The sequence below is a fragment of the Rhizobium hidalgonense genome, assembly GCF_005862185.2.
Taxonomy (GTDB): Bacteria; Pseudomonadota; Alphaproteobacteria; order Rhizobiales; family Rhizobiaceae; genus Rhizobium; species Rhizobium hidalgonense.
Map to the genome: position 1 here is coordinate 2842960 of NZ_CP054027.1, position 19592 is coordinate 2862551.

At 61.9% G+C, this 19592-nt stretch carries 20 protein-coding genes; 15 read left to right on the top strand and 5 right to left on the bottom strand.

The window, feature by feature from the left end; all coding sequences use genetic code 11:
• Window positions 1-10: 10 nt before the first annotated feature.
• The 5 genes from FFM81_RS13700 (at window position 11) to FFM81_RS13720 (ending at window position 4578) form a co-directional block, all read left to right on the top strand.
• Entirely contained in the window at window positions 11-778 is a 768-nt protein-coding gene (locus FFM81_RS13700; RefSeq protein WP_003574125.1) for an SDR family oxidoreductase, read from the top strand.
• Window positions 775-2817, top strand: a complete 2043-nt coding sequence (gene uvrC, locus FFM81_RS13705; protein WP_138384828.1) for an excinuclease ABC subunit UvrC — start codon at window positions 775-777, stop codon at window positions 2815-2817. Before FFM81_RS13700 ends, uvrC begins: the two co-directional genes overlap by 4 nt.
• Window positions 2818-2980: 163 nt before the next feature.
• Complete coding sequence (gene pgsA / locus FFM81_RS13710; RefSeq protein WP_003574129.1) at window positions 2981-3571, top strand: CDP-diacylglycerol--glycerol-3-phosphate 3-phosphatidyltransferase; 591 nt, start codon at window positions 2981-2983, stop codon at window positions 3569-3571.
• Window positions 3568-3822, top strand: a complete 255-nt coding sequence (moaD, locus tag FFM81_RS13715; RefSeq protein WP_097536839.1) for a molybdopterin converting factor subunit 1 — start codon at window positions 3568-3570, stop codon at window positions 3820-3822. The genes pgsA and moaD overlap by 4 nt, the downstream gene beginning before the upstream one ends.
• 294 nt (window positions 3823-4116) lie before the next feature.
• Window positions 4117-4578 (top strand): molybdenum cofactor biosynthesis protein MoaE, encoded by a 462-nt coding sequence (locus FFM81_RS13720; protein ID WP_097536838.1) that lies wholly within the window; start codon window positions 4117-4119, stop codon window positions 4576-4578.
• A gap of 103 nt (window positions 4579-4681) precedes the next feature.
• On the opposite strand, the gene FFM81_RS13725 is transcribed toward FFM81_RS13720, so the two are convergent.
• Window positions 4682-5578, bottom strand: coding sequence for a branched-chain amino acid ABC transporter permease (locus FFM81_RS13725; RefSeq protein WP_025415811.1), 897 nt, complete (start codon window positions 5576-5578; stop codon window positions 4682-4684).
• Between the two features lie 66 nt (window positions 5579-5644).
• On the opposite strand from FFM81_RS13725, the gene FFM81_RS13730 reads away from it, so the two are divergent.
• Window positions 5645-6190 carry a CGNR zinc finger domain-containing protein gene (locus FFM81_RS13730; RefSeq protein WP_097536837.1) on the top strand — a complete coding sequence of 182 codons (546 nt, stop codon included), beginning with the start codon at window positions 5645-5647 and terminating at the stop codon, window positions 6188-6190.
• Window positions 6187-6690 (top strand): hypothetical protein, encoded by a 504-nt coding sequence (locus tag FFM81_RS13735; RefSeq protein ID WP_097536836.1) that lies wholly within the window; start codon window positions 6187-6189, stop codon window positions 6688-6690. Before FFM81_RS13730 ends, FFM81_RS13735 begins: the two co-directional genes overlap by 4 nt.
• Window positions 6691-6777: 87 nt before the next feature.
• On the opposite strand, the gene ndk is transcribed toward FFM81_RS13735, so the two are convergent.
• Window positions 6778-7200, bottom strand: a complete 423-nt coding sequence (gene ndk / locus FFM81_RS13740; protein WP_003574140.1) for a nucleoside-diphosphate kinase — start codon at window positions 7198-7200, stop codon at window positions 6778-6780.
• Window positions 7201-7281: 81 nt separating this feature from the next.
• Window positions 7282-7971 carry a glutathione S-transferase family protein gene (locus FFM81_RS13745; protein WP_097536835.1) on the bottom strand — a complete coding sequence of 230 codons (690 nt, stop codon included), beginning with the start codon at window positions 7969-7971 and terminating at the stop codon, window positions 7282-7284.
• 139 nt (window positions 7972-8110) lie between these two features.
• Between FFM81_RS13745 and FFM81_RS13750 the strand changes: the two genes are divergently transcribed.
• From FFM81_RS13750 to FFM81_RS13780, 7 genes are all read left to right on the top strand, one after another.
• Window positions 8111-8620 (top strand): DinB family protein, encoded by a 510-nt coding sequence (locus FFM81_RS13750; RefSeq protein WP_097536834.1) that lies wholly within the window; start codon window positions 8111-8113, stop codon window positions 8618-8620.
• Window positions 8621-8764: 144 nt separating this feature from the next.
• Complete coding sequence (locus FFM81_RS13755; RefSeq protein WP_003574144.1) at window positions 8765-9814, top strand: GGDEF domain-containing protein; 1050 nt, start codon at window positions 8765-8767, stop codon at window positions 9812-9814.
• Window positions 9815-9904: 90 nt separating this feature from the next.
• Window positions 9905-11788: an ABC-F family ATP-binding cassette domain-containing protein gene (locus tag FFM81_RS13760; RefSeq protein ID WP_138384827.1), complete on the top strand. Its 1884-nt coding sequence runs from the start codon at window positions 9905-9907 to the stop codon at window positions 11786-11788.
• A gap of 187 nt (window positions 11789-11975) precedes the next feature.
• A complete protein-coding gene (locus tag FFM81_RS13765; RefSeq protein WP_097536832.1) occupies window positions 11976-12818 on the top strand; it encodes a polysaccharide deacetylase family protein in 843 nt (280 codons plus the stop codon).
• 69 nt (window positions 12819-12887) lie between these two features.
• Entirely contained in the window at window positions 12888-14921 is a 2034-nt protein-coding gene (locus FFM81_RS13770; RefSeq protein WP_138384826.1) for a prolyl oligopeptidase family serine peptidase, read from the top strand.
• 113 nt (window positions 14922-15034) lie between these two features.
• Window positions 15035-15958 carry a Gfo/Idh/MocA family protein gene (locus tag FFM81_RS13775; protein WP_025415806.1) on the top strand — a complete coding sequence of 308 codons (924 nt, stop codon included), beginning with the start codon at window positions 15035-15037 and terminating at the stop codon, window positions 15956-15958.
• A gap of 167 nt (window positions 15959-16125) precedes the next feature.
• Window positions 16126-16674, top strand: a complete 549-nt coding sequence (locus FFM81_RS13780) for a GrpB family protein (RefSeq protein ID WP_097536830.1) — start codon at window positions 16126-16128, stop codon at window positions 16672-16674.
• Between the two features lie 9 nt (window positions 16675-16683).
• Here FFM81_RS13780 and FFM81_RS13785 read toward each other — a convergent pair whose 3' ends face one another.
• Together FFM81_RS13785 and FFM81_RS13790 are read right to left on the bottom strand one after the other, a co-directional pair.
• Window positions 16684-17133, bottom strand: a complete 450-nt coding sequence (locus FFM81_RS13785) for a DNA polymerase III subunit chi (protein WP_003574154.1) — start codon at window positions 17131-17133, stop codon at window positions 16684-16686.
• Window positions 17133-18623 carry a leucyl aminopeptidase gene (locus FFM81_RS13790; RefSeq protein ID WP_138384825.1) on the bottom strand — a complete coding sequence of 497 codons (1491 nt, stop codon included), beginning with the start codon at window positions 18621-18623 and terminating at the stop codon, window positions 17133-17135. The genes FFM81_RS13785 and FFM81_RS13790 overlap by 1 nt, the downstream gene beginning before the upstream one ends.
• Window positions 18624-18767: 144 nt before the next feature.
• Here FFM81_RS13790 and FFM81_RS13795 point away from each other — a divergent pair, with 144 nt between their 5' ends.
• Entirely contained in the window at window positions 18768-19541 is a 774-nt protein-coding gene (locus FFM81_RS13795) for a phosphatase PAP2 family protein (RefSeq protein ID WP_025415805.1), read from the top strand.
• Window positions 19542-19592: the final 51 nt, after the last annotated feature.

Here is a 19592-nt window from a genome sequence, read left to right on the forward strand (position 1 = left end):
AGGCAGGATTTTGAACCACAAAAGACTTCGCTCGGCCCTTGTAACCGGGGCCGCCAAAAGAATAGGCCGGGCAATCGCCGAAGACCTTGCTGCAAATGGCTTTTCCGTTGCGATCCACGCCAACGACTCGATCGGCGAAGCCGAAGAGCTGGCGGCGGAATTGCGGCAGAAGGGGCAACGAGCGATCGCGTTGCAGGCCGATCTTACCGATATCGGCGAAACGGCCGAGCTGGTAGCGAAGGCGTCGGAAGCGCTCGGGCCACTCGATCTGCTCGTCAATAATGCGTCGGTTTTCCAGCATGATTCCGCGCGTGGTTTCAACGCCGCCACATGGGCGCTGCACTTCGACCTGCATGTGCGTGCGCCATCGATCCTCGCAGCGGCCTTCGCGCAGCAGATGCCCGCCGAGACCGCGGGACTGATCGTCAACATCATCGACCAGCGGGTCTGGGCGTTAAGACCCAGCTTCTATTCCTATACACTCTCCAAGTCCGCGCTGTGGACGGCGACGCAGACGCTTGCCCAGGCGTTGGCGCCGCGCATCCGCGTCAATGCCATCGGCCCCGGCCCCGCGATGCCGAGCGAGCGGCAGTCGCAGGAGGACTTCCAAGCGCAGGTCTCAGCCCTTATCCTGCAGCGAGGGCCGGCGCTGGAGGAATTCGGACAAACGATTCGCTTCCTTTACGACACGCCCTCGATCACCGGCCAGATGATTGCCCTCGACGGCGGCCAGCACCTCGCCTGGCAGACGCCCGATGTGGCGGAGATTACGGAATGAACGGACGAAAGCTGCCGGATGGCGGCGTTCTCTACGACGATACGGATGAGAGCGAAGACGATATCGAGGTGGAAGGCGACCTTTCCGCCGCAGCCCCGCTTGCGGCTGCGGTCGACTGGAACGCGGGCAGCATCAACGAGACTGGGCTGATCGGCGCGGATCTGATCGGCGAATTCGTCAAGCGGCTGCCGAATAGCCCCGGCGTCTACCGCATGTTCAATGCCGAGGGTGACGTGCTCTATGTCGGCAAGGCGCGCAGCCTGAAGAAACGCGTTGGCAATTATGCCGTCGGCCGCGTGCATTCCAACCGCATCGCCCAGATGGTGCGCCAGACGGCAAACATGGAATTCGTGACGACGCGCACGGAGACCGAAGCGTTGCTCCTGGAGGCGAATCTTATCAAGCGCTTGCGGCCACGCTTTAACGTGCTGCTGCGTGACGACAAGTCCTTTCCCTATATCCTCATCACCGGCGACCACCGGGCGCCGGCGATTTTCAAGCATCGCGGTGCGAGGGCGCGAAAGGGCGACTATTTCGGGCCTTTCGCTTCGGCGGGTGCCGTCGGGCGCACGATCAATTCGCTGCAGCGCGCCTTCCTGATCCGCACCTGCACGGACAGTGTCTTCGAAACCCGCACACGCCCCTGCCTGCTCTACCAGATCAAGCGTTGTTCCGGGCCATGTACCCACGAGGTCAGCGACGAAGGTTATGGCGAACTGGTGCAGGAGGCGAAGGACTTCCTCTCCGGCAAGAGCCAGAAGGTGAAGTCGCATATGGCCGAGGCGATGAACCAGGCGGCCGAGGACCTCGATTTCGAGCGGGCGGCGATCTATCGCGATCGGCTGGCGGCCCTGTCGCATGTGCAGAGCCATCAGGGCATCAACCCGGCCGGCGTCGAGGAAGCGGACGTTTTCGCCATCCACCACGAGGGCGGCATTTCCTGCATCCAGGTGTTCTTCTTCCGCACCGGCCAGAACTGGGGCAACCGCGCCTATTTCCCCAAGGCCGATCCGCAGCTTTCCGGCGCCGAAGTGCTGAACGCTTTCCTCGCCCAGTTCTACGACGACAAGCCGGTGCCTAAGCAGATCATGCTGTCGGAAACGATCGAGGAGATGGAACTGCTCGCGGCCGCACTCAGCCAAAAGGCCGCTCACAAGGTTTCCATCCTGGTGCCGCAGCGCGGCGAGAAGCGCGATCTGGTCGATCACGTCGTCGGCAATGCGCGCGAGGCGCATGGGCGAAAGCTCGCCGAAACGGCGTCGCAGTCGCGGCTGCTCGGAGGTTTCAAGGACACGTTCGGGCTGGCCTATGCGCCGCAGCGCATCGAAATCTACGACAACTCGCATATCATGGGCACCAACGCCGTCGGCGGCATGGTGGTGGCGGGGCCGGAAGGTTTCGTCAAGAACCAGTACCGCAAGTTCAACATCAAATCGACCGACATCACCCCCGGAGACGACTTCGGCATGATGAAGGAGGTTATGACGCGGCGCTTCTCACGGCTGATCAAGGAGGAAGGCATTCCCGATCGGACGGCAGAAAAGGCCGCTATCGACGCCGCCGACATGCCCTTCCCGGCCTGGCCGGATGTAATTCTCATCGATGGCGGCCAGGGGCAGATGACAGCGGTGCGCGGCATCCTCAACGAACTCGGGATCACCGACAGCGTGACGGCGATCGGCATCGCCAAGGGTGTCGACCGCGATGCCGGGCGCGAGCGCTTCTTCCCGCCGGGACGCGAGAGTTTTACGCTGCCGCCGCGCGATCCGGTACTCTATTTCATCCAGCGCATGCGCGACGAGGCGCATCGTTTCGCCATCGGCTCGCACCGGGCTCGGCGCAAGAAGGAAATGATCAAGAACCCGCTCGACGAGATCGGCGGCATCGGCCCGTCGCGTAAACGGGCGCTGCTGCAGCATTTCGGCACGGCAAAGGCGGTTTCGCGCGCCGCCCTTTCGGACCTGATGGCGGTGGAAGGCATTTCGGAAGCCGTTGCGAAGCAGGTCTATAACCATTTCCACGACGACGCCGCGAAATAACCGGGGTCCGTCGCAAATTCCACGCAAAGGCAATGAAAAGACAGAAAGAATGTTGACGGTTTACGGTCAAAGCCGTCATCTACCGCATCGGCCCGAAAATCGGAATCGATTTTCGCAAGACGCGCGGCGCTACAGCGGCGCATCAATTCAGAGAAACGATCCCATGGCATCGCGTGCGTACAGCATTCCCAATCTTCTGACCTACGGCCGCATCCTCGCCGTGCCGCTGATCGTTCTCTGTTTCTTCATCGAGGGCAGGCTGTCAATCAGCAACACGGCGCGCTGGGTGGCGCTCTGGATTTTCGTTATCGCCTCGCTCACCGATTTCCTCGATGGCTATCTCGCGCGCATCTGGAACCAGACGTCTAATATCGGCCGCATGCTCGACCCGATCGCCGACAAGCTGCTGGTCGCCTCGATCCTGCTCTTGGTCGCAGCCGACCAGACCATCGCCGGCTGGTCGATCTGGGCGGCGATCACCATTCTTTGCCGTGAAATCCTGGTGTCCGGCCTGCGTGAATATCTGGCGGCGCTGAAGGTCAGCGTGCCGGTCACACGGATCGCCAAGTGGAAGACCACGCTGCAGCTCGTCGCCATCGCCTTCCTGCTCGCCGGCCCGGCCGGCGACGAGATTTTCCCCTACACGACGCAGACCGGCATCGCGCTGCTGTGGATCGCCGCGCTGCTGACCATCTATACCGGCTATGATTATTTCCGCGCCGGGCTGAAACATATCGTGGATGACGAGGAATGACGCGGCTTGTCTATTTCGCATGGGTGCGCGAGCGCATCGGCAAGGACGAGGAGGAGATCGACCTCCCCTCCTCCGTCGTCACCGTTGCCGATCTCCTGAATCATTTGAAGACGCTGGGCGAAGAATATGAGACCGCGCTTCAATATCCCGAGGTGATCCGCGTGGCGCTGGACATGGAGCATGTCGAGCATGATGAGCCGATCGGCGCCGCCCGTGAGATCGGGATTTTTCCGCCGATGACGGGGGGATGAGGCGGTGATGGTGGTGCAGTGTCGCTACCCCCCTCTGCCCTGCCAGGCACCTCCCCCACAAGGAGGGAGATTGGCTGGACGCACGGGCCTCCTCAAAGAATTGGCGTTTCAGCCCGGCGAAGCGGTAAATGGGCAAGAAGAGCGCGCCACTTGTGATCTCCCCACCTGTGGGGGTCCGAAGGACGGGTCGAGACCCGCGGCTCGACCCCGCGGCCGGCAGGCCAGAGGGGGGCGGACACGGGACAGCCTTTCCGCATTCTTCACAGCAACTTCAAAGCAGCGGAGGATTTCGCTGTGACCATCACCCTCACCATCCGCGTCCAACGCGAAGACTTCGACCTGCAGGCCGAAGTCGACCTGCTCTCCAAGGGCAAAGCCGGCGTCGGCGCCATCGTGACCTTCTCCGGCCTCTGCCGAGATGAAGGCGGCACGCTGGCGTCTCTTGAGCTCGAGCATTATCCCGGCATGGCCGAAGCGGAGATGAACCGCATCGGCGAACTGGCCATTGCCCGTTTCGGGCTGCTCGGCCTCACCGCCATCCACCGCTACGGCAAGATCGCCGTGGGCGAGAATATCGTGCTCGTCGTTGCAGCCGCGCCGCATCGGCAGGCGGCGTTCGATGGGGCGAATTTCGTCATGGATTTCCTAAAGACCGCAGCGCCCTTCTGGAAGAAGGAGCACGGCAAGGACGGCGCCGCCGGCGACTGGGTCGCGGCGAAAGACGCCGACGATGCGGCGCGCGACAAGTGGAAGTAAAGGTAGGACAGCTCCGTATTTTTTCGAAGCACGGAGATGCCCTACCTTTTTTGTCTTACGAAATTCCGGACGCAAAACCGCTGCGCACTTTTGCTGGAATTTCTTAGAGCACCACACGCTCCCTGCGGCTCATGACCAAGATCAGGACGAGCAGCGAGAAGATGACGAGATCGCGCCAGACGAAGGGGCCGTAGGCGCCCCACATGGTTTCGACGACGGCGAGCCCGGCAGCGCCGCCCGCAGAGCGCAGCGGATCGGAATAGCCGCCGACGGCGGCAATCAGCAGGACCTTCAGCCCGAACATCAGGCCGGCGCCGAAATCCATCGAGCCATAATAGAAGGTGGCGAGGATGCCGCAGATCGTCGCGACCAGGGCGGCGGCGGCATAGGCGACGAGAAAGACGCGGTTGGCGCTGGTGCCGCAGAGTTCGGCTGCCAGCGGATCATCGGTGACGGCGCGCCAGATGCGGCCCCAGGCCGTGCGCCTGAGGATCAGCGTACCGACAGCGACGATGGCTGCCATCAGCGCCGTATCGATCAGTTGGATATAGGTGAGCGTCACCTGGAATGCACCATCAGTCCAGAAGACGACGGTGCCGTTCAGAAACGGCGGCAGCCAGATGGCCCTTGTATCGGCGGCAAGCCTCGCGGTCTCCATCAGCACGATCATGATGCCGAGGGCAGCAACGATCACCGTGTTCGGCGATTTGCTGACCAGCGGCAGCATGATCGAGCGGCCGATCCAGAGACCCGCCGCCAGCGAATAGACGATCGCCGCGCAGGCGCCGACGGCAAGGGCGGCCGGCAGCACCAGCCAGAACCTGACATAGGCGAGTTCGGTAAACAGCAGCAGGATCTGGCCGGAGAAGGCGAAGATCGCCCCATAGGTTATGTCGGCCCGCTTCGTCACCCCGAAGGCCACGGCATAACCGAAGGCGAGCGCAGCATAGAGGGCGGCCAGCGGAACCGCATTCGCCAATTGCTGCAGAAGATAGGCCATTTCGACACTCCGCCTCTTCCAAAAATTATAACTGGTAAAACCTATTTAGCCAGTTATAATTTCAGCATGAGCTTTTCCTGGACCCCTCACCGCTTTGCCGGCGGCGCACTGGCACTCGATGTCGCCAACAGCGTCGTTCTGCGCCACGATTCCGCGCGGCGGATCGACCGCTTCGCGATCAGGGACCAGCTGCGGGATTTTCCGCAAGCGGCCGCCGAATTCTGCGCCGAACGCGCCCTGTTTGGCGATATTGCGCCGGTGGCGGCAGAAAACGAGAGGGATTTCTTCGCGCTGCGCGAGGCAATCGACCTCTATTTCCGCAAGCGTATACTCGATGGCGGTGACGACCAATTGCTGGCCGGGCTGCTGGAGGCGATGGCCAGAACGTTGCGCCAAGCTTGCCCCGGCAGTGTGGCCGTGGCCACCGCCCATTCCGTGCTGCGGCTGCTCGCCATGCCCGACCCGGAGCGCATGAAGATCTGCGGCAATTGCGGCTGGCTCTTCATCGACCGCAGCAAGAATAGGAGCCGCGCCTGGTGCGACATGACGGTCTGCGGCAATCGCGCCAAGGCGAACCGGCACTATCGCCGCAAGAAGGAGGAGACACCATGAGGAAACATCTCATCGCAATGGCGGCGGCAGCCGGCCTCCTGCTGTCCGCCTGTCAGCGTCAGGCGGAAAATCTGGTCGAAGTCACCGGCCATCTCTTCGTCTTCAATTATCGGGTGGCGAGCGCCACCTATCTGCTGACGTTGAAGAAGACCGGACCGATCCCCGATGGGTCGGTCATCATCGCCGAATTCGAAAACCCGGAAGGCGGCGATCCACTGGTGCTGACCCAAAAGATCTATCCGATCGACGACAAGATCGCGCTGCAGAGCGAAAAGCTGCACTGCGTGCGCAAGGACCGTCCCTATTTCGTCAGCGTCCGGCTGGTCGACAAGGACGGCAAGGTGCTGCAGGAATTGAAGACGCAGTTCCGCTCCGACCTCGACCAGACGGTGCTGCCGAGCAAGCCGCTCGTCGTCGGCGCGCTTTATGACAAGAACCCGGAGGTCTTCAAGCCCGACGGCAGTGTCGATTTTTCGAACACCGATAAATGTCCTGCATAAACATGCCCGACATAGAAAAAGCCGGGACAAGGCCCCGGCTTTCGAGAGTCAATTCAAGGCATTGCAAGCCAATGCCGAAGCGTGGCCTCAGCCGACGACTTCGGTGTCGGAGAACCAGTACTTGATTTCCTGGGCAGCCGTTTCCGGAGCATCCGAACCGTGAACGGAATTTTCGCCGATCGACAGCGCGTGAACCTTGCGGATCGTGCCTTCGTCAGCGTTTGCCGGGTTGGTCGCGCCCATGATTTCGCGGTTCTTGAGGATGGCGCCTTCGCCTTCCAGAACCTGAACGACGGTCGGGCCGGAGGTCATGCCCTCGACCAGTTCGCCGAAGAAGGGACGATCCTTGTGAACGGCGTAAAAGCCTTCGGCTTCGCGGCGGCTCATCCAGACGCGCTTGGAGGCGACGACGCGCAGGCCGGCATCTTCGAGCATCTTGGTGATGGCGCCCGTCAGGTTGCGCTTGGTTGCGTCAGGCTTGATCATCGAGAAGGTGCGTTCAATCGCCATAGTCAAATCCTCTGTTTTCTCGGGAAAAGTGGGCGGTCTTTACCCGCCCCAACGCCCGAAAACAAGGGGTCGACGGCAATTTCACGCCGCTGTCACAGTGCGACCCCGGCATTGGTGGAGATCGAGGCAGCGTTCGAACCAGAGCATAACGGGATCGTCGGCGGCCAGCATGGTGAGGCCGGCGGAGACACGCAGCCATTGCAGGGCGCCGAAGACGATATAGTCGGCGAAGAGCGGCGTCTGCCCGCCGATGAAGGGCTGGAACTTCAGCATGTGGCGGAGCGGCTCCAGCTTGACGGCAAACGCGGCCTTCTCCGCTTCGCTGTCGGCGGCAACCACCTCCAGCGGCTTGCCGAGCCTGACCTCGCGGCTCTCGCGGAAATAGGCCTTGTCTCCCTCGTCGAGATTCGCATGGATGTCGAGAAGGGCGATGCGCATGATCACCGGATGGATGATCATCTGCGAATAGCCTTCCACCATGCGCGACAGCGCCTTGCCGCCCTCGCCGTTAAACAGCGACGGCCGCTCGGGATAGGCTTCCTCCAGGTAGAGGGCGATATCGAAACTATCGGGGATCAGCCGGCCATTGTCGTCGAGAACCGGCACGGTCTGCGAGACGCCGCCGCCGATGGCGCGGATGCGGGCATAGGTCGTCGGAATCTCCTCGAAATCGAGCCCCTTATGCGCCAGCGCCATCACCGCCTTCCAGCAATGGGGCGAGAAGAAGCGCCGTTCGTCGGCGCCGCAGAGGGAATAGAGGGCTCTGGTCATAGCAGTCCTTTCGAGATCGAAGCTGCATCCATTCGACGACAGAAAACGCCCGTGATCAAATCAGGAAATTTCATGGGCGCATCACTGCGCGTTGCGGGGAAGACGGGTTAGACTGCCGCGACGATCAGGGAGACCGTATATGCTCAGACATTACCGGATGTTTGCCGCTTATAACCGCTGGGCCAACGCCCAGGTCTATGCGGTGGCGGCCGAACTCAGCGATGCGGAATTCCGCAGCGACCGTGGCGCCTTCTTCGGTTCGCTCCATCGCACGCTCAATCACCTGCTCGTGGCCGACCGGATCTGGATGAAGCGCTTCACCGGCACCGGCGACGCACCGTCGACCCTTGATGTCGTGCTCTATGAAGAACTGGATGCGCTGGCCGCCGCGCGCAAAGCCGAGGACGAACGGATCATTGCCTGGACGGGCACACTTGACGACGCAAGCCTTGCCGCCAATTTCACCTATTCGCCCGTGACGCAGCCGATCGAGATCACCCAGCCGCTGTCGCCAGCGCTGGCGCATCTCTTCAACCATCAGACCCATCATCGCGGCCAGTGCCACATGACGCTGACGGCGCTCGGCAAGCCGAGCCTCCAGCTGGACCTCATCTATTTCTTGCGCGGCGAGGGTCGCGAGTGGATGTGAGTGGCGGTCGCGATCAAGACTGAATTAACCGCCTTTGCCAGTTCCACTGCCAAGCCGCCGCTTCCCGACCAAAAATTCAATGTCTCTTAAAAGCTTGCGCGCATAGCGGAAGATGGAGAAAACGCCGGATCGCGAGGGATCGTCATGCAGAATGCAAGCGCAAATGCACTGGTGCCACGCGAGGCGGCACGCCCGGCTGATGTGGCCGATATTCAGAAGATCGCCCAGCACCTGGCGCGGCTGAACGTCACCGCGCTGCCGCGCAATTACGAACTGTTTCACGAGGCGATCGTCGGCCTCAATGCCGGCCTTGCGCAGGATATCGCCGCACTTGGGCCCCAGCCGCAACAGGCAATGCTCGACGAGCTCGGACTGAAATACCGCCTCGTCGGCCATTGCGGGCTGGCGGGCGAGGCGTCGCGCAACGAAGCGAGCCGGATGCTGCGCGAGGTGGCGGAGCGGCTTGCCGAAGGACTGCGGCACAGAGACGCCTTTGCGCGCGCCTGCAGCACGATCCTGAAATCGGTCTCCGGCCACGACGACCAGAGCCTTGCAGCCTTCATCGGCGAGGTCGATTATCTCTCCGCCTCGCTTGCGGCAGTGCTATCGGCGGAGACGGAAATCGGCGCCCGGCTGGAGGATGACATCAGGCGGCTGGAGAGGCTGGAACGCGGCATTTCGGCGATGCAATCGGCCAGTGTGGCCGACAGGATCACCGGACTTCCCAACCGCATCGCGCTCAACCGGGTGATATCAGCGCTCTATGAGCGCGAAGAGGGGGCGGCCGGCAGCGCGCTGTTCATGGTCGATATCGACAATTTCACTGAGCTCAACGACACATACGGCACCCAGGCCGGCAATAGGCTTCTGAAGAAACTTGCCGGCCTTTTCCGCAAATCGGTGAAGAAGAACGACTTCGTCGCCCGTACCGAGGCGGACGAATTCGCTGTGCTGTTTGCCAATGTCGGCATGCAGGATGCCATTGCTATCGCCGAACGGCTGCGCGCCTCCGTCGAGGACAATCTGGTCTTTGCGGCCTCGGACAAGGCCGATCGCGGCAGGCTGACCATCTCGATCGGCGTGGCGCTCAGCACGGATGCGGCAACGCCGGGGCAACTGCAGGCCAATGCCCGGGTGGCGCTGCTCGCCGCGCAATCGAACCCCCGACGACCGGTGCAGGCTTTCGGCCACTAAGGCGCGGACAAGCATGCCTGCGACAGACAAGTGATCTTGCCGCGGGACAAGCTCTTGCCTTAACGGGTTCTTTCGGCCAAAACGCCGGCCATGATCACGATTACCGACATTTCCGCCCGTATCGCCGGGCGCCTGCTTCTCGACAATGCCAGCGTCTCGCTGCCCTCGGGCACCAAGGCGGGGCTCGTCGGGCGCAACGGCGCCGGCAAGTCGACGCTGTTTCGCGTCATTACCGGCGATCTCGGCTCCGAGACCGGATCGGTATCGATCCCGAAGGCCGCACGCATCGGCCAGGTGGCGCAGGAAGCGCCGGCAACCGAAGACGCCCTGATCGAGATCGTGCTTGCCGCCGACAAGGAACGCACGGCGCTCGTAGCCGAAGCGGAAACGGCGACCGACCCGCACCGCATCGCCGAAATCCAGATGCGTCTGGTCGATATCGACGCGCATTCGGCCGAAGCGCGCGCAGCGAGCATCCTCGCCGGTCTCGGCTTCGACCAGGCGGCGCAGGCCCGCCCCGCCTCCTCCTTTTCCGGCGGCTGGCGCATGCGCGTTGCCCTTGCCGCCGTGCTGTTTGCCGAGCCGGACCTGCTTCTGCTCGACGAGCCGACCAACTATCTCGACCTTGAAGGCACGTTGTGGCTGGAAGACTATATCCGCCGCTATCCGCACACCGTCATCATCATCAGCCACGATCGCGACCTGCTGAACAATGCGGTCAATTCGATCGTCCATCTCGACCAGAAGAAGCTTACCTTCTATCGCGGCGGCTACGACCAGTTCGAGCGGCAGAAGGCTGAGGCCGACGAGCTGCAGACGAAGGCCAAGGCCAAGAACGAGGCGGCGCGCAAACATCTGCAGAGCTTCATCGATCGCTTCAAGGCCAAGGCTTCCAAGGCGCGGCAGGCGCAATCGCGCGTCAAGGCGCTCGAGCGTATGGGAACGGTCGCCGCAGTGATCGAAGACCACGTCACGCCGATCACTTTTCCCGAGCCGGAAAAGCAGCCGGCCTCGCCGATCGTCGCCATCCAGAGCGGCGCCGTCGGCTATGAGCCCGGCAATCCGATCCTGAAAAACCTCAACCTGCGGATCGACAATGACGACCGCATCGCCCTGCTCGGCTCGAACGGCAACGGCAAATCGACCTTCGCCAAATTCATCTCCGGCCGCCTGGCGCCTGAAAGCGGCGAGGTGAAAATCGCGCCAAGCCTGAAGATCGGCTTCTTTGCGCAGCATCAGCTCGACGATCTTATTCCCGAGCAATCCCCCGTGGAGCATGTGCGCCGGCTGATGCCCGGCGCGCCCGAGGCCAAGGTACGCGCCCGCGTCGCGCAGATGGGGCTTGCGACCGAGAAGATGGCAACGGCCGCCAAGGATCTTTCCGGCGGCGAAAAGGCCCGGCTACTGATGGGGCTTGCCGCCTTCAACGCGCCGAACCTGCTGATCCTCGACGAACCCACAAACCACCTCGACATCGACAGCCGACGGGCGCTGATCGAGGCGCTGAACGACTATGAAGGCGCCGTCATCCTGATCTCGCACGACCGCCACCTGATCGAGGCGACAGTCGACCGGCTGTGGCTGGTCAACGGCGGCACGGTGACGTCCTTCGAAGGCGACATGGACGAATACCGCGACCTGATCGTCACTTCGGGTAAAAAAAAAGAAGAAAAGCCGCAGCTAGTTGAAGACGCGACATCCAAGGCGGAGCAGCGCAAGCTCAATGCCGGAAAGCGCGCCTCGCTGACGCCGCTCAGGAAAAAGATCAACGAAATCGAATCCTTGACGGCGAAGCTGGAGAAACAGATCCAGGCGCTTGACGCGGAACTCGGCGATCCCGCCCTCTATGAAAAGACGCCCGCCAAGGCCGCCGAGAAGGCAAAGCAGCGCGGCGAGGCTGCTGCGAAACTGGCGGCCGCCGAGGAAGAGTGGCTGACGCTTTCGGCCGAATACGAAGAAGCGATGGCGGGATAGCCACAGGCCTTTAAAGAAGTAGAGCATGATGTCGCCCGGAAACCGCTCACACTTTTCGGCATCATGCTCCGGCGAAAGCGCGGCGAAGTGCCGCGTATCAGCACAATTCCTGCCGATCTCAACCGATCGTTAACCATAATTCGAAAGGTTGTCTCAACATTCATTACCGATTTGTTGAGCCCTTTCCATGCATCGCTTTTTCATTCTGTCCTGCATGGCCATCACGGCCATCCTGTCTTCCTGCAGCACCACCAAACAGGCCCCAGATACCTCAATCAAGACCTCTTCGGTGATTGCGCCCGAAGGGCGGAAACTTGCCTATGCCGGCGACGATGCGGCGCCGCGTATGACGGGCTGGCACCAGCTGGCCGGACGGACGCTTGAGGTTTCCTCGCTTGCCGATCTCAAGCTGCAGGACAAGGAAGTGATCCTGAGCTTCGACGACGGTCCGATCCCGGGCCGGACCGACAAGGTGCTGGCAATCCTCGACCAGTTCGGCGTCAAGGGCGCCTTCATGATGGTCGGCGAAATGGCCGAAATGCATCCGGCGCTGGCCCGCAGGGTCGCCGAGGACGGCAACACCATCGGCAGCCACACCTATGACCACGCCAACCTGACTTCGCTTGATTTCGACGCGGCGATGGCCGAGGTGGTCAAGGGCGAATTGGCGGTGACCAAGGCGACGGGAACCGACGTCTCCTTCTTCCGCTTCCCCTATCTTGCCGAGAGCCACAGGCTGCGCGCCGCGGTTGCCGTGCGCAACTTGGTGGTCATGGATGTCGATATCGACAGCAAGGACTATTTTGCCATCACGCCGGCTTCCGTGACGCAGCGGACGATGGACCTGCTGCACAAGCGCGGCCGCGGCATCATCCTGATGCACGACATCCATAAGCGCACGGCGACGATGCTGCCAACCCTGCTTTCGGATCTTGAAGCCGAGGGCTACAAGGTCGTGACACTGAAATTCAAGAAGACGCAGGCGCCGAGCAATCTCGTCGCCTCGGCCGATTTGGTGACGACCCGGTAAAGCCGGGTTGCCAAGTCCGGACCGGCTCCCTAGATCTCTGCGACGTCAACAGGAGCCGGCAGGTCGAACATGAACCTTCATCTCGAAGCGGACGACGATCCGCGCACCCGCCAGTTCATCGACGAACACAACGCGCGCTCCGACGCGGCATTGCGAACACCGGAATTCGCCAGGGATCGCGACGCCATCCAGGCGCTGATCGAGCGGCAGGACAGGCTGATCGTCCCGATGCGCCGCGGTGCGTGGCTGTTTGATTTCCGGCAGAGCAAGGACAATCCTCTCGGCGTCTGGCTCCGTCTGCCTGCCGACCAGCAGCCACTGCCGGATGGCGATTGGGAGCCGGTCTTCGATCTCGATGCCTTCTGCGTCAGTGAAGGCAAGCGCTGGAACTGGCGCGGCGTCGTCACCTGCCCGTGGGAACCGACGCGGGTGCTGCTCACGCTTTCGGACGGCGGCTCCGATCTTCTCCGGCTGCTCGAATTCGACGCCGAGAGGAAAGAGATCGTCGAGGGCGGTTTCGATACGCCGGCCGCACGATCGCATGCCAATTGGCTGAGCCGCGACGAGATCTGCTATTTCGGCTCCATCGACCGATTTTCGGCGACCCGCTCCGGATGGCCGCGCGTCGGGCGGCGATTGAAGCGCGGGCAGCGGCCGGAAGAGGCCGCGATCATGTTCGAGGCCGCCGACGAGGACGTCTATGGCTACAATCTCGTCATCGACCCAGCCCTGTCGGGCGATGCCGGATTGATCGACATTTTCGTCGCCAGCCATGAGATCGGCGTCGCAAGCGCTTTCCTGATCGCCGACGACGGCAGCCAGCGGCGCATCGATCTGCCAAAGGAAGCGGACTTCCAGTTCAATCACGATCATTGCCTGTGGCGGGCAAAGACCGATGAGCGCGTTGCCACCGGCAGCCTTGTGCTGCAACGCTTCGATCCAAGCTCGGAGACAGTTCCGCTCGGGCCCGAGCGGATCCTGTTTCAACCTGGCGACGGACAGTCGATCTCGCAGATGATGCTGATGCACGAGTGGTGCGTCTTCATCATCTCCGATCGGCTGCGTCCGCGTCTCATGGTGCTGGACCTGACGAAGCCTGATGCCGAACAGCGCGAGATCGCGCTGCCGGCGGACATGCAGACGGCCCATTTCAGGCCCCTCTATGCGGATCTGCATCTTGGCGACGATACGCTCTGCATCATCGGCCAGGGCTTCCTGCAGCCGCCGGCTTGTTACCGACTGGAGCTGTCGGATCGCAGCAAGGAGGCCGAGCCGATTTTCGTCGCCGCAGCGCCCAGCTATTTCGATGCGACCGATATGTCATCCGAACTGCTGGAGGCGGTTTCCGAGGACGGAACCAGGGTTGCCTACCGGCTTGTCCTGCCGAAGCAATGGACCAAGGGCGCGCTGCCGGTGCTGCTCTACGGCTATGGCGGCTTCGATGTTTCGCTGTCGCCGAGCTATTCCGGCGTGACCGGACTCTGGCTGCAACAGGGCGGCGCCTATGTGCAGGCCTATATCCGCGGCGGCGGCGAATTCGGGCCCGACTGGTATCGCAGCGCCAAGCGGCAGGGGCGAGACCGGGCGTTCGCGGATTTCGTCGCCATTGCCCGCGATCTCGTCGCCCGCGGCTACACCGTGCCGTCGCGCATCGCCTGCCAGGGTGGCAGCAATGGCGGTCTGCTGACCGGGGTGATGCTGACGCGTTATCCGCAGGATTTCGGCGCCGTCTGGTGCCAGGTGCCGGTGCTCGACATGACACGCTTCCACCTGTTCAGCGCAGGGCAGGCCTGGATGGACGAATATGGCGATCCGGAGATATCAGCGGACCGGGATTTCATGCTCGGCTACTCGCCGCTTCACAATGTCGGGCCGGCGACCGAGATCACCTATCCGCCAATCTATATCGAAAGCTCCGCCAATGACGACCGGGTGCATCCCTCGCATGCGCGCCGCTTCGCCGCGCGGCTGGAGGAAGCCGGGCACCGGCCGTTCTTCCACGAGTTCGGCTCGGGCGGGCACGGCGGCGACGGTAATTCACAAGAGCGCGCCGCCCGTGCGGCAATGGGTTACAGCTTCCTTCGCCAAACCATCATGCGGTAGATGGGCGATCATGCGGTAGGATAGAAGACAATGAAGGGGAGAGCTTGTCGGCGCTCTCCTTTCTGCTAAAAGAAGCGCAATAAATCATACTTTTCACAGGCTCGAGCGAAACCATGTCCCCAATCAACCTCGCCATCGTCGGCGTCGGCAAGATCGTCCGCGACCAGCACCTCCCTTCCATTGCCAAGAACGCCGATTTCAAGCTCGTCGCGACGGCAAGCCGCCATGGCACGGTCGAAGGCATCAACAGCTATACGACGATCGAGGCGATGCTCGACGCCGAGCCGTCGATCGATGCGGTCTCGCTCTGCATGCCACCGCAATATCGCTACGAAGCGGCCTACAAGGCGCTCGCCGCCGGCAAGCATGTGTTTCTGGAAAAGCCGCCCGGCGCAACGCTGAGCGAAGTGGCTGATCTCGAGGCGCTTGCCGCAAAGCAAGGCGCATCGCTGTTTGCCAGCTGGCATTCGCGCTATGCGCCGGGCGTCGAGGCCGCCAAGGCGTTCCTGGGGTCGACGACGATCAAAAGTGTGCATGTGATCTGGAAGGAGGATGTCCGCCACTGGCATCCGAACCAGGATTGGATCTGGCAGGCTGGCGGCCTTGGGGTTTTCGATCCCGGCATTAACGCGCTGTCGATCGTCACCCATATCCTGCCGCGGCTCTTCATCACCGGAGCCGTGCTCGAATTCCCCGAAAACCGCGATGCACCAATCGCTGCCGACATCCATTTCCGCGACGCCGACGGCCTGCCGGTTCATGCTGAATTCGACTGGCGCCAGACCGGCAAGCAGAGCTGGGACATCGTCGCTGAAACGGCAGCCGGCCAGATGGTGCTCGCCGAAGGCGGCGCCAAGCTTTCCATCGACGGCACGCTGACATTCGCCGAGCCGGAGCAGGAATATCCCTCGCTTTACCGCCGTTTCGCCGAAATCGTCAAAGCTGGCACATCGGACGTCGATCTGGCGCCGCTGCGCCACGTCGCCGACGCCTTCATGCTCGGCAAGCGGAAATTCGTGGAGGCGTTCCACGACTGAGCTGCCTTCACCGGCAGATGCCAGTGCCTCTGCGCAACGCTAAAGTAGCGACACTAGGCGTGCCGCATCACGCTTGATTGATGCGACACGCTTTTATGCATATCGTTATCCCTCGGAACCGCTGCACACTTCCGGGCGTCATGCATTAACGCTCGAAGGCCGTTTCCATGCAGCAGCAGGATGAATCGTTTGGATTGGGCGTCCCGCATCTGGCGGTCAGACTTTCTGACCACAATACGAAATGGCGCGAGATCAATCTGCTGGAGGAGACCAGGATTCGCGATGCGCTTGGCCCCCTGGCGCTCGATATCCAGCATTTCGGCAGCACCGCCATTCCAGGCATCAAAGCAAAGCCGATCATCGACATCCTGGTTGGCGTCCCGCGGCTCGACGATGGGCTTGCCTGTATCGGACCGATGGATGAGATCGGTTACGATTATGCCGGTGCGGATATCGTGCCTGACGACCACCTCTTCGGCCGAGGCGTCCTCGGCGAGACGCGCACGCATCTCGCCCATGTCGTCGAATATCAAGGTTTCAACTGGAGGCGGAACATCTTCTTCCGCGACAGGCTGCAAAACGATCCCCCGCTGGCGCTGGCCTATGAGGAATTGAAGATCGGCCTTGCGCAGAAATTCGCCGAGAGCCGCGCGGCCTATACCGGCGCAAAGAAGGATTTCATCGACAAGGTTCTGACCGAGGCCGGTTTGGCCTGAGGCCCGAATTCAAGCCTTCTTTTCCCACCGCCCTTCCGGGGTCTGCTGCCAATAGGTGAGATTATGCCCCTCGCCTTTCAGCTTCTTCCATTGCGCCCGGGCGGCCTCCAGTTGCGGCTGGTCGTGACCGTCGAACATGAAGACGACGCGTTCATAGGCATCGACCGGCGGCGGTTCGGCGCCGTCGATGATGAAACGCACGGTCGCCGCATTGGCATTGTCTGATGTCACCGTCAAGAGCACCGGCTGGCTTTCGGCAAAATCGCCCTCGTCGGTGCCGTGCGGCAGGAAGCTCTCCTCGCGGAACGTCCAGAGATGCGCGTCGAGAGCATCGCGCCGTGCTGCCTCGCGGGTCTGGACGGCGACGCGCCAGCCGCGCTCGACGCTTTTGTCGATCAGCGGCGGAAGCGCGTCTTCCAGCCTGGTTTCGGTCAGATGATAAAAGAGAACGTCCGTCATCAGGATTCATAATGGGCGCGAACGAGCTCGTCGAGCAGGCGTACGCCGAAACCGGAACCCCAGGACTGGTTGATCTCGTCCTGCGGCGAGCCCATCGCCGTGCCGGCGATATCGAGATGCGCCCAGGGCGTGTCCTGCACGAAGCGCTTGATGAAATGCGCAGCGGTGATCGAACCCGCCTGCCGGCCGCCGGTGTTCTTCATGTCGGCGAACTTGCTGTCGATCAGCTTGTCGTAATCCTTGCCGAGCGGCATGCGCCAGAGCTTCTCGTTTGTGGAAAGGCCGGCGGCCGTCAGCTGGGCGGAAAGCTGATCGTCATTGGAAAACAGGCCGGCGTGAACATTGCCGAGCGCCACGACGATCGCGCCGGTCAGCGTGGCGAGATTGATCATGAATTGCGGCTTGAAACGATCGTTGCAGTACCAGAGCGCATCGCAGAGCACGAGACGACCTTCGGCATCGGTATTGATCACCTCGATCGTCTGGCCGGACATCGAGGTGACGATATCGCCGGGACGCTGGGCGTTGCCGTCAGGCATATTTTCGACCAGGCCGATGATGCCGACGGCGTTGACGGCGGCCTTGCGCGAGGCGAGCACATGCATGAGGCCGGTGACGGCCGCGGCGCCACCCATATCGCCCTTCATGTCCTCCATGCCGGCGGCGGGCTTGATCGAAATGCCGCCGGTATCGAAGACGACGCCCTTGCCGATGAAGGCGACGGGACGATCCTTGGCTTTGCCGCCCTTCCACTGCATCACCGCCAGGCGTGGCGGGCGCACGGAACCCTGGGCAACGCCAAGAAGGGCGCCCATGCCGAGACGGCGCATTTCCTTCTCCGTCAGGATCTCCACGTCGACGCCAAGCTTTTCCAGCTCCTTCGCCTTGGCGGCGAACTCGACCGGGCCGAGCAAGTTCGGCGGTTCGTTGACGAGGTCACGGGCAAGATTGACGCCGCCGGCGATCGCTTCGGAATCGGAAACCGCCTTCTTGGCGCCGGCCGGATCGGCGGTAACAATCGTCACCTTGACGGATTTCGCCGCCTTTTCCTCGTCGTCACTCTTCTTCGTCTTGTAGGTATCGAAACTATAGGCGCGCAGCAGCATGCCGAGCGCGAAATCGGCGGCAGCCCGCGCGCTCATTTGAAGGCCGGGCACGTCGATGAAGACGGCAGCCTTGTCGGTATTCTTGATTCTCGCTGCCGCGGTACCGCCGGCTTTCAGCCAATCATAGGCGGTGAGGTCGGCGGCCTTGCCAAGCCCGATGACGACGATACGCTCGACGGATGCGCCTTCCGGGGCGACGATATCCAGCGCGCTCATGGATTTCGCGGAGAATCGGGCGATCCTGGCCGCCTTGGCGATCACGCCTGCCGGATCGGCTGCGTCGGCGCCCGCAGCGCGGTCGGCTTCTGCCGTCTTCAACAGGATCGCCAGGCCGCCAGTGAGCTTTGCCGACTTTGAAAATGAGATTTCGAACTTTGCTGACATGTCTTCTCCGCAGGGATTCTTTGAAATCCGTTCCCGGCGGATAATTTCGCGTTTGGCGGGTCTGTCAATGGCTTGCGACAATTGTTATGGTCGCCCGCGGCCATCACGGCCCTCATGTTTTCGTTGGTTTCGTAGTTATTCGCGTTGACAGTTTTCTCGAAAAATCGCCCGCGGGGTCCGGTAATCCGCCTGCCTAAAACGACGTTCGGTGCATTCATGCTGCTGTTCTGGGCGTGGTGGGCACTGTTGATCGTCTTTCGCGCCTTCCCCGGCATCGACATCTATTTTTCCCAGCTTTTTTTCGCGAATGCGGATTGCGACGCGTCGGCTGGCCCCGGAAGCATTTGCGGCGGCTTTCCCTATCGCGACTCCGGAAACTTCGACCTGCTGCGCACCATCTTCTTCCGCCTGCCCTATGTGGTGGCGATCGTGATGGTGTGGAAATTCATCGAATGCTATCAGCAGCATGGCGCAACCTTCAACGCCGAACGGGCGCGCAAGCTGAAAGTCGCGCTCGGAACGCTGCTGATCGGACCGGTGCTGCTCGTCAATGTCGTGCTGAAGGAACATTGGGGCCGGCCGCGGCCGATACAGACGGACATTTTCGGCGGCGCGCTGCATTTCGTCGAGGCAGGGTCGCTTGCCGGAAAATGCGTTTCGAACTGCTCGTTCGTCTCGGGCGAGGCAGCAAGCGCCGGCTGGCTTTTCTGCCTTCTGCTCTTCGTTCCCAAATCCATGCGGTATGCGCTGGCAGCACCCGTGGCGGCGATCTCGATCCTGACGCCTGCGATGCGACTATCCTTCGGCGCGCATTACCTTTCCGACGTCGTTCTCGGATGGCTTTCGTCGCTCGTCGTCTTCGCCGCGTTGCTGGCGTTAACTGAGTCGCAACAGCATCAAAAAAATTCTGAAAATTGAATGAATTTTTGACACCAGCTTGTCGCAAAACCGCGACAAAGAGCGTAGAGG

What these genes read in the sequence shown, in the direction of transcription:
- uvrC (WP_138384828.1), top strand. Translation starts at nt 775, where the DNA reads ATGAACGGACGAAAGCTGCCGGATGGCGGCGTTCTCTACGACGATACG.
- pgsA (WP_003574129.1), top strand. Translation starts at nt 2,981, where the DNA reads ATGGCATCGCGTGCGTACAGCATTCCCAATCTTCTGACCTACGGCCGC.
- moaD (WP_097536839.1), top strand. Translation starts at nt 3,568, where the DNA reads ATGACGCGGCTTGTCTATTTCGCATGGGTGCGCGAGCGCATCGGCAAG.
- FFM81_RS13725 (WP_025415811.1), bottom strand. Translation starts at nt 5,578, where the DNA reads ATGGCCTATCTTCTGCAGCAATTGGCGAATGCGGTTCCGCTGGCCGCC.
- FFM81_RS13730 (WP_097536837.1), top strand. Translation starts at nt 5,645, where the DNA reads ATGAGCTTTTCCTGGACCCCTCACCGCTTTGCCGGCGGCGCACTGGCA.
- FFM81_RS13735 (WP_097536836.1), top strand. Translation starts at nt 6,187, where the DNA reads ATGAGGAAACATCTCATCGCAATGGCGGCGGCAGCCGGCCTCCTGCTG.
- ndk (WP_003574140.1), bottom strand. Translation starts at nt 7,200, where the DNA reads ATGGCGATTGAACGCACCTTCTCGATGATCAAGCCTGACGCAACCAAG.
- FFM81_RS13745 (WP_097536835.1), bottom strand. Translation starts at nt 7,971, where the DNA reads ATGACCAGAGCCCTCTATTCCCTCTGCGGCGCCGACGAACGGCGCTTC.
- FFM81_RS13750 (WP_097536834.1), top strand. Translation starts at nt 8,111, where the DNA reads ATGCTCAGACATTACCGGATGTTTGCCGCTTATAACCGCTGGGCCAAC.
- FFM81_RS13755 (WP_003574144.1), top strand. Translation starts at nt 8,765, where the DNA reads ATGCAGAATGCAAGCGCAAATGCACTGGTGCCACGCGAGGCGGCACGC.
- FFM81_RS13760 (WP_138384827.1), top strand. Translation starts at nt 9,905, where the DNA reads ATGATCACGATTACCGACATTTCCGCCCGTATCGCCGGGCGCCTGCTT.
- FFM81_RS13765 (WP_097536832.1), top strand. Translation starts at nt 11,976, where the DNA reads ATGCATCGCTTTTTCATTCTGTCCTGCATGGCCATCACGGCCATCCTG.
- FFM81_RS13770 (WP_138384826.1), top strand. Translation starts at nt 12,888, where the DNA reads ATGAACCTTCATCTCGAAGCGGACGACGATCCGCGCACCCGCCAGTTC.
- FFM81_RS13775 (WP_025415806.1), top strand. Translation starts at nt 15,035, where the DNA reads ATGTCCCCAATCAACCTCGCCATCGTCGGCGTCGGCAAGATCGTCCGC.
- FFM81_RS13780 (WP_097536830.1), top strand. Translation starts at nt 16,126, where the DNA reads ATGCAGCAGCAGGATGAATCGTTTGGATTGGGCGTCCCGCATCTGGCG.
- FFM81_RS13785 (WP_003574154.1), bottom strand. Translation starts at nt 17,133, where the DNA reads ATGACGGACGTTCTCTTTTATCATCTGACCGAAACCAGGCTGGAAGAC.
- FFM81_RS13790 (WP_138384825.1), bottom strand. Translation starts at nt 18,623, where the DNA reads ATGTCAGCAAAGTTCGAAATCTCATTTTCAAAGTCGGCAAAGCTCACT.